This window comes from Actinosynnema sp. ALI-1.44, from assembly GCF_001984155.1.
Taxonomy (GTDB): Bacteria; Actinomycetota; Actinomycetes; order Mycobacteriales; family Pseudonocardiaceae; genus Kibdelosporangium.
Genome location: NZ_MTQO01000054.1, coordinates 709,437 through 723,282 on the forward strand (window position 1 = coordinate 709,437; position 13,846 = coordinate 723,282).

Consider the following 13,846-nt stretch of genomic DNA (forward strand, 5'->3'; position numbering starts at 1 on the left):
CTCGTCACACGGCGGCGTTCCACTTCTGGTTGGCACTGCCGGTGCATTCCCAGAGTTGGAGCCTCGTACCGTTGGCCGAGTTGTTGCCGGTGACGTCGAGGCACTTGTTGGCCTGGATGTTCACGATGTCGTTGGCGCCGCTGATGGCCCACTGTTGTGCGCCGGAACCGTTGCAGTCCCACAGTTGCACCAGGGTGCCGTTGGCGGTGCCACCACTGGCGGCGTCAAGGCACTTGCCGAGTGCTTGTAGCTGGTTGCCGTTGCGAGTCCAGCGCTGTGCGGCCGTTCCGTTGCAGTCGTAGAGCTGGACGGCGGTTCCGTTGGCGTTGTTGGCGCCAGCCACATCCACGCATTTGCCTGCCAGACCGGTGATCTGACCTCCGCCGCCACCTCCAGGAGCGTCGGTGACGCGGACGTAGTCGACCACGAGGGTGTTGGGCATCGGTGTGCTCGCGTTCGGGTCGCCGGGCCAGTACCCGCCGACGGCCAGGTTCAGCAGGAGGAAGAACGGCCGGTTGTTGAACACCCACGTCCGTCCGCCGAGATCGGCGGGGGTGCGGCGCTGGTACTCCTGACCGTCGACCGACCAGACCAGCAGGTTCGGTGACCAGTCGAGGGTGAACGTGTGGAAGCCGTCGGCGAAGCGCGGACCGTTGTACGCGGCACCGATGCCGTCCGCGCCGGAGTAGCCGGGGCCGTGGATCGTGCCGTGCACGGTGTTGGGCTCGAAACCGACGTTCTCCATGACGTCGATCTCGCCGTTGTCGGGCCACGTGCCGCCGGTGGTGCCCATCATCCAGAACGCGGGCCACATACCCTGGCCGTGGGACATCTTCAGCCGCGTCTCGAAGCGGCCGTAGGTCTGGCTGAACTTGCCGACCGTGTTCAGCCGGGCCGAGGTGTACTCGCAGCGGCCGTACCAGCAGTTGTAGTTGCCCGGGTTCTCCCGGCGCGCTGTGATGACGAGGTTGCCCTGGCCGTCGAGGGCCGCGTTGCTGGTGCGGTTGGTGTAGTACTGCCGCTCGTGGTTGTTGACGTTGTCGCCGACTTCCATGTTCCACTTGCTGCCGTCCACCGCGGTTCCGGCCGGGCCGTTGAACTCGTCGGCGAACGTGGTCGCGGCGATGCTCATGTCGGGTGCTGGGGCGGCGGCCGCCTGCGTGCCAAGCGCAGCGCCCACCAGAAGGGAACCGAACAGGGCAGCCGCGGAGACCACAGCTGCCGCCCGGTTTCGCCGTGGGGACAGGCGGATGGACATCATTGTCACCTCTCGTGCAGGGTTGCGAGAGCGTTCTCATCCGGGGTGTGCGAGACCCGATTCAGTTGTTCCAGTGGATGAACGAATGGGGTGCGACGGGAGACGTCAGCAGTATATGCATGGTCTAGACCAAGGCGGCAACACCCGGCGGGTGTGCCCCCGTGGGACGTGTCGTCGGCCCAGATTATTTTAACCTCAAATAAAGACGTGAACAAGGCTCTGGCCAGCGTAAGGGCCGCTCGATTTCAGCGAAACGCCGCGCTGTGGGCCTTGACGCACGTCGAGTCGTCGGTGTTTTCCTGCGTGTGCCCGTGCCACGACCCAATTCACGGAGGAGCGCGAATGGTCCAGTCTGTATGTCCACAATGGATGAACAGGCTGGGCGAGAGACCTCCGGTTGCGGCTACGCGGCCTCGGTGCTCACGCGCGGATCGGCGCCCTCGTCGAGCAAGGCCGCGACCGGCAGCGTGGCCGCGCCGACGGCGACCGCGTCCGGACCGAGCTGGCACAGCTCGATCGACGCCACACCATACGGATGCCGCAACGCGTGCGCCTTGGCCACCTGGCGGACTGTCGGGAGTAGACGGCCGCCGATGGACAGACCGGCCCACCCGCCCAGCACGATCCGCTCGGGGTTGAACAGGTTGATCAGGTTCGCGATCCCCGCGCCGAGGTACCCGGCGGTCTCGTCGAGCACCTTCGCCGCCGTCTTGGACCGGACGGCCGCCGCGACCAGCGCGTCCAACTGGGACTGTTCGTCGGAGCCGGGGATGTCGCGCCCGCCACGGGCTTTGCGGTACCGGTCGAGAATGCCCTCGGCGCCGACGTACGCCTCAAGGCACCCGTGTGAGCCGCAACGGCACAGCCTGCCGTCGTAGACGAGCGTGGTGTGGCCCCATTCGCCCGCGCTGCTGGTGGAACCGCGGTACGTGGTGCCGTCCGCGATCACCGCGGCGCCGACGCCGGAGCCGATCAACGCGATCACGGCGTGCCGCGCGCCGCGCCCGGCGCCGAACCACATCTCCGCCTGGCCGAGGGTCTTGGCGCCGTTGTCGAAGAACAGCGGCAGGGTGATCCCCCCTGCGCGCAGCAGTTGTTCGAGCGCGACGCCTTCCCAGCCGATCGTCTGCGCGTGCACCACGACGGGGTCGCTTTTCTCGACCGTGCCCGGCACGCCGACACCGATGCCGAGGACGGTGCGCTGCTCGACGCCGGACGCGCGCAGCACCTCGCCGACACCGGAGACGATCTGGGCGGCCACCTCGGCCGGGTCGGGCCGGGTCGAGGCCATCGGGTGCTCGGCCGCGGCGAGCCGGTTCATCGCCAGGTCGAACAGTTCCACCTTCACGCCGGTCTCACCGACGTCGATCCCGATCACATGGCCGTACGCCGGGTCGACGCGCAGCAGCACCCTGGGGCGCCCGCCGTCGGACTCGACCAGCCCGGCCTCGATGATCAGCCGGTCGTCGACCAGCTCGCCGGTGACGTTGCTGACCGTCGCCGCGCTCAACCCGGTGAGCTGGCTGAGTTCGTGTCTGCTCAGGGGGCCGTCGAAGAACAGCTTGGACAGCAGCGTGGAGCGGTTGTGACGGCGCAGGTCCCGGACCGTGGTGCGCTTCGGTGCCATGACCGGCTCCTTTCCGGATCCAGCGGTTGTCGAGTGGCCGCCCGGTGGTCACTGTCGGCAACAGCATGCCCCACCAGGCCAAACGCCTGCCATAAATTAAATTTTCAATTAAACCAAGTCTCTGCTGATGCCCTGCCGTGGCACAATCCACACGTGCTCCGGCCCACCCAGCAGACAACGCGTGACCTGCGCCGACACAACAGATCGGCACTGCTGTCACGGCTCTACCTCAACGGACCGGGGAGCAGGCTCGAGCTGATGCAGGCGTCCGGCCTGAGCTCGGCGACCGTCAGCAACGTGATCTCCGACCTGATCAACGACGGGATGGTAGCGGAGGCGGGCTCCGTCGACTCGGACGGCGGCAGGCCGAGGACCCTGCTGCGGGTCCGCTCGGAGTACGGCAGCGTGGTGGGTGTCGACATCGGCGAGACGCACGTCCAAGTAGGCCTTTTCGACTGCACGCTGAACACGCTCGACACCGCGACGTACCCGCTGGGAGGCACCGAACTCGACCCCGATCGGGTGGTTGAGCTGGTGACGCGCGGCATCACGGCGGTCACCGCGTCGCTCGGGCCCGTGTCGCTGCTCGGAGTGGGTGTCGGCGTGCCGGGCGCGGTCATGCCGGACGGTCTGGTCCACGCGCCCACGCTGAACTGGGCAGGCGTGCCGCTGGTGTCGATGCTCCGGTCGTCGGTGGCGGCGCCGGTGTACGTGGACAACTGCGCAAGGACGCTGGGACAGGCCGAGATGTGGCGCGGCGCGGGCCGGGACGCCTCCCGCGCGGTCATCGCGTTGCTCGGCGTCGGTGTCGGCGCGGCGGTGGCGACCGGGTCGGATTCCTGCCGCTCCGCCACGTCCACGACCGCGGAATGGGGGCACACGGTCGTGCGGGTCGGCGGCGCAGCCTGCCGCTGCGGTTCGCACGGGTGCCTGGAGGCCTACATCGGCGCGGAGGCGATCCTGAGCCGGTACGGCAGGCCGCTGTCCGCTTCGGACACCGAGTCGCGGATGGCCGAGCTCGCCCGCCTGCCGGACCGCGACGCCAGGCGAGTGGTCGAGGAAACCGCGGAGTACCTCGGGATCGGCATCGCCAACCTGGTCAACATGCTCAATCCGGACAAGGTCGTGCTGTCCGGCTGGGTGTCGGCGGTGCTGGGGCCGGTGGTGCTCCCAGCCGTGCGGGACACCGTCAAGCGGCACGCACTGCCGTACTTGTTCGCGCAGACCGAGATCGAGCTGGGGAGACTGGGCAACGAGGAGGTCGCGCTCGGCGCGGCCACGTTGCCCGTACTGCGGCTGCTGGCCACCGGTGGCCGGGCGTAGCAAGCCGGTTGTCCACTCCGCGACAGCTCTGGTCGACGGGAAGTCCTCCGTGGACGCCGTTCGATGGCGGTCGGCGAAGTCATGCAGGCCGACAGCTGGTTGCGGCGGAGGCGTCGCCCTACCCGTTCGTCATCACGGGTACATTGCTGCGCGTGTTGCCGGTGATCGTCTTGTTCCTGGCCATCCAGCGGTACGGGCGGATCGACCCAGTGAGCGAGGCGGTGGGACAGCGATTACTTTACGCCTTAAATTTAGGGTGATTTCGTAATCTGTTCGTTATTGACGTGACCCGCGCCACGCGGTTGACTCCCATCCATTGGCCGGAGCGCGACCGGCCACCGTGAGAGCGTGTCCATGGAGGCCACGCCCCCGAGGACGGCCCAGGGACCGAATGGCCCCGGCACCGCCGAATGCCGGGTTGAGCGTCGCGAGTTGTCTTGTTGTGCCCGTGTAGTCCCACGACCGAACCAAGACCACGAAGGAGGATCCATGCGAGCCAAGCGCACTGTCGCCTTAGCCCTCGCTGGCATCCTGTCGATGGCCAGCCTCGCCGCCTGCAGCAGCAGCAACAGCGGGGCCAACGGCTCGAAGAGCTCGACGTCAGTGCTGAACGTCGGTATGCCCAACGGCCCGCAGACCGAGAACAACAACCCGTTCGTCAACACCTCGGCTGCCAAGCAGTCGGGTTACATGCGGGCGATCTACGAGCCGCTCGTGATGTACAACGAGGTCAAGACCAGCGACAACACCAAGCCGTGGCTGGCGACCAAGTGGGAGTGGTCGGACAACTACCGCAAGATCGTCTTCACGATCCGGGACAACGTGAAGTGGTCCGACGGGCAGCCGCTGACCGCCGACGACGTGGCGTACACGTTCCAGCTGCTGCGGGACAACCCCGGCCTGAACATCGACAGCGTCAAGTACAAGGACATCAGCGCGTCCGGCAACCAGGTCACGCTGGGCTTCGACGGCTCCCAGTTCGTCTACCAGAAGAAGATCCTCGAGCAGTTCGTCGTCCCCAAGCACCAGTGGTCGACGTTCGCCACGCCGGCCACCGAGACGGTGAAGAACCCGATCGGCAGCGGCCCGTACACGCTCAAGACCTTCACCCCGCAGACCGTCACCCTGGTCGGTCGTGCGGACTACTGGCAGGAAGCGCCCGCGGTCAAGGAGATCCGCTACACCTCCTACAACGACAACCAGGCGCAGACCACGGCGCTGGCGACCGGCCAGGCCGAGTGGAGCTTCGTGTTCATCCCGAACCCGCAGGCGGTCTACACCAGCAAGGACCCGAAGAACTACAAGCTGTGGTTCCCCGGTGTGCTCGGCATCCACGGCCTGATGTTCAACACCAAGGTCAAGCCGTGGGACAACAAGTTCCTGCGCCGCGCGGTCAACATGGTGGTCAACCGGGACGACATCTTCACCCAGGGTGAGGCGGGCTACTTCTACCCGAAGGTCGACAACATCACGGGTATCCCGACGCCGACCGGTGATCCGTTCATCTCGGCGGAGTTCAAGGACAAGAAGGCGACCGTCGACGTCGCCGGTGCCAAGAAGCTGCTGACCGACAACGGCTTCACCTACCAGGGTGACAAGCTGATGGACCCGACCGGCCAGCCGGTCACGCTCAAGACCATCGTGCCGTCGGGCTGGTCGGACTACGTGACGAACCTGGAGATCATCAAGGACAACCTCAAGGGCATCGGCATCGAGTCCACCGTGGACAAGATCAACCAGGACGCCTGGAGCAAGGCCATCGACACCGGTGACTTCCAGGGCTCGATGCGGTGGACGAACAACGGCATCACGCCGTACGACATCTACCAGACCATCATGGACGGCGCGTTGTTCAAGCCGATCGGCCAGGCCGGAACCAACGGCAACTACGGCCGTTACGAGAACCCGGCCGCCACGGCGGCGCTGAACTCGTTCGCCAACGCGCCCGACGAGGCCTCGCGTACGGCGGCCATGACCGAGCTGCAGAAGATCTTCGTCGACGAGATGCCCGCGGTCATCACCTCGGCGGCCAGCGTCGGCGGCCAGTACTCGACGAAGAACTGGGTCGGCTGGCCGGACGAGCAGAACTCGTACGCTCCTCTGCAGCCGACGTTGGAGAACGCGCTGGACATCATCATGCGGCTCAAGCCCGCGGGCTCATGACCGCGAGCGGCACGACGGCTTCGGCCTCCGAGACCACCGAGGTGGTACTGGAGGCCGATGGTCTGACCAAGCACTTCCCGGTCCGCAAGCGCGGCCGGGAGGTGCTGTCCAAGGTGACCAAGGTGGTCAGGGCGGTCGACGACGTCAGCCTGTCGCTGCGGCGCGGCCGGGTGACCGCGCTCGTCGGCGAGTCAGGGTCGGGGAAGTCCACTGTGGCGAGACTGCTCGCCCAGCTCCACGAGCGGACCGCCGGGGACATCAAGCTGCACGGCGAGTCGGTCTCGGTGAAGTCCGGCCGGAAGTTCCGGGCGTACTCCCGGCGCGTCCAGATGATTTTCCAGGACCCCTTCGCGTCGCTGAACCCGGTGCACACCGTGCGCTACCACCTGACCAGGGCGCTCAAGATCCACGACCGGGCGGGCAAGTCCAAGCAGGACCTGGAGAAAGCGCTGGCTGACCTGCTCACCCGGGTGCAGCTGACGCCGCCGGAGCGCTACGTCGACAAGTTCCCGCACGAGCTGTCCGGCGGGCAGCGCCAGCGCGTGGCGATCGCCCGTGCGCTCGGCGCGGACCCCGAGGCCCTGCTCGCCGACGAGCCGGTGTCCATGTTGGACGTCTCGATCCGGCTCGGCGTGCTGAACCTGCTGCGCGACCTGAAGCAACGCCTGAACCTGGCGATCCTGTACATCACGCACGACATCGCGTCCGCGCGGTACTTCGCCGACGAGACGATCGTGATGTACGCCGGGCGTGTCGTGGAAGGCGGCGACAGCGAGACCGTCACGCAGCGGCCCGCGCACCCGTACACGCGGCTGCTGATCGATTCGGCCCCCGACCCCGACCAGATCGCCGCCCACAAGGCCAAGGCCGGGGACCGGGGGACCGGGGAGCCACCCAGCCTGATCAAACCGCCGTCCGGCTGCCGGTTCCACCCGCGCTGCCCGCACGTGATGGACCGGTGTGAGACCGAACTGCCGCCGCGGTTCGACATCGGTGACGGCGACGGGCACTTCGCCGCGTGCTGGCTGTTCGCGCGGGAGGAGGGCTGATGGCGTACCTGGCCAAGCGCGTCTTCTTCTACCTGTTCACCGCGTGGGCCGCGATCACGCTGAACTTCTTCATCCCACGCGTGATGCCGGGCGACCCGGTGCAGTCGCTGATCACCAAGGCCCGCGGGCAACTGACCACGGAGGGGATCCAGTCGCTGTACGTCCTGTTCGGACTGGACAAGAACGAGAGCCTGATCTCGCAGTACTTCAAGTACTGGGGCCAGTTGTTCCGCGGCGATCTCGGGCTGTCGTTCACGTTCTTCCCCAGCCAGGTCAGCGACGTGATCGGCCAGGCGCTGCCGTGGACGCTCGGCCTCGTCGGCATCACGACGGTGATCGGCTTCCTGATCGGGACCGGGCTCGGCACGCTGGCCGGGTGGCGGCGCGGGTCGTGGATCGACGCGCTGATCCCGGTGACGACGTTCCTGTCGTCCATCCCGTACTTCTGGCTCGGTCTGATCGCCATCGCGCTGCTGACCGGACCGGACAGCTTCTTCCCCGCGGGCAACGGGTACGACACCGGCCTGACACCGGGATGGGACTGGGAGTTCATCGGCAGCGCGATCCAGCACAGCCTGCTGCCCGCGATCACGATCCTGATCTCGTCGATGGCGGGTTGGATCCTGAGCATGCGCAACATGATGGTCACGGTCGCGTCCGAGGACTACGTGACGGTCGCGCACGCCAAAGGCCTGTCCGAGCGCCGGGTGATGGTCGGTTACGCCGCGCGCAACGCGTTGCTGCCCAACGTGTCCGGGTTCGCGCTGTCGCTCGGGTTCATCGTCGGCGGCACGCTGCTCGTCGAGATCGTGTTCTCCTACCCCGGTCTCGGCTTCCTGCTCTTCCAGGGTGTCGGCACCAAGGACTACCCGTTGCTGCAGGGCATCTTCCTGATCATCACGCTGTCCGTGCTGCTGGCGAACTTCGTGGCGGACCTGGCGTACATGCTGCTCGACCCGCGCACCCGAAGGGAGGGCTGAGCGATGGCCACACCGTCCGTCGTCGAGGCGACACCGGTCGCCGCGGCGTCAGTCCCGGCCAAGCGACGCAGGCTGCGGTTCGTCGCCAACCCGAAGGCCGCGGTCGGACTCGGCATGATGGGTTTCTTCGTCCTGCTGGCGATCATCGGTCCGATCATCGCACCTTACGACCCGTCGGCGCGGTCCAACGCGCTGATCGAGGGGCCGTCCGCCGCGCACTGGCTCGGCACGACGCACCTCGGCCAGGACGTCTTCAGCCAGGTCGTCTCCGGGACGCGCAGCGTGATCCTGGTCGGGTTGCTCGCCGGTGTCGTCGCGACGATCCTGTCGCTGCTGGTCGGCGTGACGTCCGGATACCTGTCCGGCGCCGGTTCGGAGAGCCTGTCCGCGCTGTCCAACGTGTTCCTGGTGATCCCGGCGCTGCCGCTGATCATCATCATCACGTCGATCCTGCCGGAGACCACCGACGTCACGATCGCGCTCGTGATCGGGCTGACGTCGTGGGCGTGGGGCGCTCGTGTGCTCAGAGCTCAGACGTTGTCGTTGCGGGGCAGGGACTACATCGAAGCCGCCCGCGCGACGGGGGAGAAGACCTGGCGCATCATCATCTTCGAGATCATGCCGAACCTGACCGCGGTGATCGCGTCGAACTTCATCGGTACGGTCATCTTCGCGGTCACATCCGAGATCACGCTGGCCTTCATCGGCGTGAACACCAGCGGCGACAACTGGAACTGGGGCACGATCCTGTTCTGGGCCCAGGGCCAGCAAGCGCTCGCCCAGGGCGCGTGGTGGTGGTTCGTGCCAGCCGGTCTCGCCATCGCGCTGCTCGGCACCGCGTTGGCGTTGCTGAACTTCGGGATCGACGAGTTCGTCAGCCCGCGCCTGCGCGGCAGCGGCAAGTCCAAGGTCAAGACGGCCGACGGGCGCACCGTGAAGATGCGCGTCGGTTTCACCCCGGTGCTCGGCCCGAAGGACACGCCATGACACCTCTTGTGTCAACGCCAGGATCGAACGCAGGCCGAGTGGCACCCAACCGCGCCTCAGGGGAACGTGACGCAAGCCAGCCATCGGTGCGCACTGAACTGGACGGTGCGAGCCAAGGTGACCAAGCGCGAAATTCCGGGGAGGCGGAACAGCGATGAGCGATGCCGTGCTCGAGGTCAAGAACCTCGACGTCGACTACGGACTCGGCGACGACGCGGTGCACGCCGTGCGCGACGTGAACCTGACGCTGCACCGCGGCGAGGTGCTCGGCCTCGCCGGTGAGAGCGGCAGCGGCAAGTCGACTCTGGCGTACGGCCTGACCCGGCTGCTGCCGCCGCCTGGCGTGATCGCTGGTGGTGAAGTCGTTTACCACGGGGAGAACGGCGAGACCGCCGACATCATGCGGATGACCGACGACCAGTTGCGCGCGTTCCGCTGGGCGGAGACCGCGATCGTGTTCCAGGGCGCGATGAACTCGCTCAACCCCGTGCACAAGATCTCCACCCAGATGACCGACGTCATCAAGGCGCACGACCCCCGCTCGACCCCCCGCTCCCGACTCGACCGCGCCAGGGAGATGCTCGCACTGGTGGGGATCTCGGCCGACCGGCTGGAGGCGTACCCACACCAGTTGTCCGGCGGCATGCGCCAGCGCGTCATGATCGGGATGGCGCTCGCGCTCGACCCGCGGATCGTGATCATGGACGAGCCGACCACCGCGCTGGACGTGGTGATCCAGCGCCAGATCCTCGGCCAGCTCATCGAACTGCGTGAGCGGCTGGGGTTCTCGGTGCTGTTCATCACCCACGACCTCTCCCTGCTGGTCGAGTTCTCCGACCGGATCGCGATCATGTACGGCGGCCGGATCGTCGAAGAGGCCCCGGCCGACGAGATCTACCAGGACTCGCTGCACCCTTACAGCGACGGTCTGCTCCACTCGTTCCCCGCGTTGCGCGGGCCACGCAGGGAACTGACCGGTATCCCCGGCTCTCCGCCGGATCTGCGCGCGATGCCGACCGGCTGCGCGTTCCATCCACGCTGCCCGAAGGCCTTCGACCCGTGTGCGGCGGACCTGCCGTTGCTTGGCATTCCCGAAAGCCATGCCGATGCCACGACCAACGGACAGCCGCGCACGGTGGCCTGCTGGCTGCACCCCATCCGCTGACCGGTTCTGACTAGGAGACCTATGGATACAACTGCGCCAACCGTCGGAACCCGATCCGAGGCAAGGGAAAGCGAAGATCCGATCGACACGCTGCCATCGTCGTTCCGGTGGGGTGTGGCGACTTCGGCGTACCAGATCGAAGGAGCGCACGACGAGGACGGGCGAACCCCTTCGATCTGGGACACGTACTGCCGCACACCGGGAATGGTGTTCGAGGGTGACAACGGTGACGTCGCCTGCGACCACTACCACCGGATGCCGGAGGACGTCGAGCTGATCCGTTCGCTGGGGGTGGACACGTACCGGTTCTCCGTGGCGTGGCCGCGCGTGCAGCCAGGCGGTCGTGGACCGGTCAACCACACCGGTTTGGCGTTCTACGACCGGCTCGTCGACGAGTTGCTCGACAAGGGCGTCGACCCGTGGGTCACGCTGTACCACTGGGACCTGCCGCAGGAGCTCGAGGACGAAGGCGGCTGGCCGGTGCGGGACACCGCGTACCGGTTCGCCGACTACGCGATGCTGGTTTTCGACCAGTTGAAGGACCGCGTGCAGACGTGGACGACGCTGAACGAGCCGTGGTGCTCGGCCATGCTCGGCTACGCCTACGGCACGCAGGCGCCCGGCCGCAGGGACCTGCCCGCCGCGATCTCGGCCGTGCACCACCTCCTGCTCGGTCACGGCCTTGCCGCGCAACGGATGCGGGCCGAGGCCCCGCGGCCGGTCGAGCTGGGCATCACGCTGAACATGGGCACGTCGGATCCGGCGACGGATTCGGAACCGGACGTCGCCGCGGCACGCCGCGCCGACGGGCTCGGTGTGCGGATCTACATGGATCCGCTCGTGCACGGTCGCTATCCCGCGGACGTGGTCGAGGACCTCGCCGCACGCGGGATCCGGATCCCGGTCCGGCCCGGCGACCTGAGCGTGATCTCGGCACCGATCGACGTGCTGGGTGTCAACTTCTACAGTGGACACGTCTTCTCCGGCACCGACGAGGACGGCAACGACCGCGACGCCGACGGCAACCCCGTCGAGCGTTCCGTCCCGCAGGGCCACCCGGTGACCGCGATGGGATGGGAGATCGTGCCGGACGCGTTCACCAGGCTGCTGACGAGGTTGTCCGCGGACTACCCCGGGCTGCCGATGGTGATCACGGAGAACGGGGCCGCTTTCGAGGACGAGGCGGACGCGGACGGGTTCGTGCGCGACTTCGACCGGGTCGACTACTTCAACACCCACATCGGCGCGGTCGCGCGTGCACGTCAGGCGGGGGCCGACGTGCGCGGGTACTTCGCGTGGTCGTTGATGGACAACTTCGAGTGGTCGTACGGCTACGAGAAGCGATTCGGGATTGTCCGGGTGGACTACGACACCCAGGTCCGCACACCGAAACAGAGTGCGCTCTGGTACCGCGACACGATCAAGCGGGTCCGCGGGCACTGAGCACGACCGGCGAAGGGCCGCCTTCCCCCACCGGGGGAGGCGGCCTTTTGTTGTGTTTACCGCTTCAACCAAGTGATATACGAACAAAGATCAAACAGGATAGTTGTCCGGCATTCCACGCCGCCAGTAATTGGGAAACTTCCGATCTGTTCGGAAACTCCGTCCTGTGTCATGATGCGGACACGAGAGGGGGGAACAGACGGGGGTCGGGCCATGGTGGATACCGTTCTCAGTGTTGTACTGCAGCACCACAACCGGTTGTTCCGTGAAATGCTGGCCGCGCACCTGGCACGCGAGCCCGATATCGCGATGTTGGGTACGGCCGCGTCGGGGCCGGAGCTGATCCAGTTGTGCGATCTGCGCAGGCCAACCGTCGCGTTGTTCGAAGCGGACGCGCCCAGATGGAGCAACGAGCGGTTGGTTTCGTTGCTCCTCCCGCCAGGCCGGTTGATGCGAATGATCGGTCTGCACCAGTCTTTGACGACCGCGCACGTGATCCGCGCCTACGAGGCCGGGGTGAGCGCACTCGTGCCGTACTCCGGTGGGCTGGAGCCGTTGCTCGCCGCGATCAGGGCGCCGTCGTCGGCAATCGAGACAGCGCGGGCGAAGCGCGGTGGCGGGGACGCGCTCACCCAGCGCGAACTGGAAGTCCTGTACCTGGTCTGCGCGGGGTACCCGCCTCGGCAGATCGGGCTGGAACTGGGAATCAGCCCGCACACGGTCGAAAACCACAAGCAGCGCATCTTCAACAAGCTCGGCGTGCACAACCAGGCGCACGCCGCCGCGAGCGCGGTCCGGCTCGGTCTGCTGACCCAGGCGCAGGTCCCCCGCGTGGACAGCGCGGCGCAGGAACGGAGGCCAGGTCTGCGCGTCGTACTGCCCAAAGCCGAGGGCCCGATTGCCGACCGCGCGCGGGAAGTGCTCGACAAGCACCACATCATCGTCCTGGACCGCGAAACCGCGCCTGCCCAACGCGCTGACAAGGGTGGTGACGGCGATGGCGAGGGCAAGCGGGAATCCGTGGTGACCGTGTTGATCGACCCGCCGCCGACGAACTGGCGGGCGCAGACCGGCCGGGGAATCGTGGTCATCGCCAGCCAGGAACCCAAACAGCACCTGTTGGCGCAGGCGGTGGCCGGTGGTGTCACCATCCTGCCCGCGGCCGTCGTCGACGATCTGCTGGCGCCTGCGGTCGAGGCGGCGAACACCGGATATGTGCTGATGAGCGCGGCGTACGCGCGGGCGGTGCTCGGCCCACCCGGCGGCGAGTGGCGCCGCTGGCAACTCGCGCTCACACCACGGGAACAGGAGATCCTGTCGGCGATCGCGCAGGGGCACACAACCAAACAAACGGCGAGGTTGCTGGGAATCTCCGTGCGTACGGTGGAGAACCTGCAGGGCAACCTGTTCCGCAAGCTACGGGTGCACCGCAAAGCAGCGGCGCTGGTGGTCGCGCATGAACTCGGCTTGTTGGAGGAGTGAGCGCGTATGCGAGGGCTTCTCCTCGTCGTGCTGTTCTAGGTGGCTCGGCGGATCGGTTCGTGGCGGGGAAGAGTGTCGTGAGCGTTTTTCGGGGTTAGAACCCCGACAACCACTCACGACATTGGTTTTGCTGGTGCTATTCGTGGCCACGCCGTCGCGGGTGACTGAGTCGCATTCGCATTGGCGCTCGACGTCGTTCATTTCCTCGCTATGTCGGTATGGCTCGCCGTGCTGGCCGCGACCGGCGCGAACCAGCGCGAACCAGGTGGTGATCAACGTTGGTGACCAACGCGCCGAGTTCGATGTGACCACTGTGGATGCGCGAATCCCCGTTCGGTGCTGTGCTGTGCGGTGGGTCCCGGTGTTCGG

Annotated in this window: 10 protein-coding genes; 8 read left to right on the top strand and 2 right to left on the bottom strand. The window is 66.9% G+C overall.

The window, feature by feature from the left end; all coding sequences use genetic code 11:
• Positions 1 to 4: 4 nt before the first annotated feature.
• Positions 5 to 1,258 (bottom strand): glycoside hydrolase family 16 protein, encoded by a 1,254-nt coding sequence (locus tag ALI144C_RS50245; protein WP_202819233.1) that lies wholly within the window; start codon positions 1,256 to 1,258, stop codon positions 5 to 7.
• 403 nt (positions 1,259 to 1,661) lie between these two features.
• Positions 1,662 to 2,885: an ROK family transcriptional regulator gene (locus tag ALI144C_RS50250; RefSeq protein ID WP_076994360.1), complete on the bottom strand. Its 1,224-nt coding sequence runs from the start codon at positions 2,883 to 2,885 to the stop codon at positions 1,662 to 1,664.
• 153 nt (positions 2,886 to 3,038) lie between these two features.
• On the opposite strand from ALI144C_RS50250, the gene ALI144C_RS50255 reads away from it, so the two are divergent.
• The 8 genes from ALI144C_RS50255 (at position 3,039) to ALI144C_RS50290 (ending at position 13,477) form a co-directional block, all read left to right on the top strand.
• Entirely contained in the window at positions 3,039 to 4,208 is a 1,170-nt protein-coding gene (locus tag ALI144C_RS50255; RefSeq protein WP_076994361.1) for an ROK family transcriptional regulator, read from the top strand.
• Positions 4,209 to 4,697: 489 nt separating this feature from the next.
• The gene (locus tag ALI144C_RS50260; protein ID WP_076994362.1) at positions 4,698 to 6,371 is read left to right on the top strand and encodes an ABC transporter substrate-binding protein; all 1,674 of its coding nucleotides are present in this window, start codon (positions 4,698 to 4,700) and stop codon (positions 6,369 to 6,371) included.
• On the top strand, positions 6,368 to 7,420 hold the full coding sequence (locus ALI144C_RS50265; protein WP_076994363.1) for an ABC transporter ATP-binding protein: 1,053 nt from the start codon (positions 6,368 to 6,370) through the stop codon (positions 7,418 to 7,420). The genes ALI144C_RS50260 and ALI144C_RS50265 overlap by 4 nt, the downstream gene beginning before the upstream one ends.
• Entirely contained in the window at positions 7,420 to 8,400 is a 981-nt protein-coding gene (locus ALI144C_RS50270) for an ABC transporter permease (RefSeq protein WP_076994364.1), read from the top strand. Before ALI144C_RS50265 ends, ALI144C_RS50270 begins: the two co-directional genes overlap by 1 nt.
• Positions 8,401 to 8,403: 3 nt before the next feature.
• Positions 8,404 to 9,387, top strand: a complete 984-nt coding sequence (locus tag ALI144C_RS50275; protein ID WP_076994365.1) for an ABC transporter permease — start codon at positions 8,404 to 8,406, stop codon at positions 9,385 to 9,387.
• A gap of 154 nt (positions 9,388 to 9,541) precedes the next feature.
• Positions 9,542 to 10,552, top strand: coding sequence for an ABC transporter ATP-binding protein (locus ALI144C_RS50280; protein WP_076994366.1), 1,011 nt, complete (start codon positions 9,542 to 9,544; stop codon positions 10,550 to 10,552).
• 21 nt (positions 10,553 to 10,573) lie between these two features.
• Complete coding sequence (locus ALI144C_RS50285; RefSeq protein WP_076994367.1) at positions 10,574 to 11,995, top strand: GH1 family beta-glucosidase; 1,422 nt, start codon at positions 10,574 to 10,576, stop codon at positions 11,993 to 11,995.
• Positions 11,996 to 12,208: 213 nt separating this feature from the next.
• Positions 12,209 to 13,477 (top strand): LuxR C-terminal-related transcriptional regulator, encoded by a 1,269-nt coding sequence (locus ALI144C_RS50290; RefSeq protein WP_076994368.1) that lies wholly within the window; start codon positions 12,209 to 12,211, stop codon positions 13,475 to 13,477.
• Positions 13,478 to 13,846 lie beyond the last annotated feature (369 nt).

Excerpts from the sequence above, each read along its gene's own strand:
- ALI144C_RS50245 (WP_202819233.1), bottom strand. The coding sequence starts at position 1,258 with ATGTCCATCCGCCTGTCCCCACGGCGAAACCGGGCGGCAGCTGTGGTC.
- ALI144C_RS50250 (WP_076994360.1), bottom strand. The coding sequence starts at position 2,885 with ATGGCACCGAAGCGCACCACGGTCCGGGACCTGCGCCGTCACAACCGC.
- ALI144C_RS50260 (WP_076994362.1), top strand. The coding sequence starts at position 4,698 with ATGCGAGCCAAGCGCACTGTCGCCTTAGCCCTCGCTGGCATCCTGTCG.
- ALI144C_RS50265 (WP_076994363.1), top strand. The coding sequence starts at position 6,368 with ATGACCGCGAGCGGCACGACGGCTTCGGCCTCCGAGACCACCGAGGTG.
- ALI144C_RS50270 (WP_076994364.1), top strand. The coding sequence starts at position 7,420 with ATGGCGTACCTGGCCAAGCGCGTCTTCTTCTACCTGTTCACCGCGTGG.
- ALI144C_RS50275 (WP_076994365.1), top strand. The coding sequence starts at position 8,404 with ATGGCCACACCGTCCGTCGTCGAGGCGACACCGGTCGCCGCGGCGTCA.
- ALI144C_RS50280 (WP_076994366.1), top strand. The coding sequence starts at position 9,542 with ATGAGCGATGCCGTGCTCGAGGTCAAGAACCTCGACGTCGACTACGGA.
- ALI144C_RS50285 (WP_076994367.1), top strand. The coding sequence starts at position 10,574 with ATGGATACAACTGCGCCAACCGTCGGAACCCGATCCGAGGCAAGGGAA.
- ALI144C_RS50290 (WP_076994368.1), top strand. The coding sequence starts at position 12,209 with ATGGTGGATACCGTTCTCAGTGTTGTACTGCAGCACCACAACCGGTTG.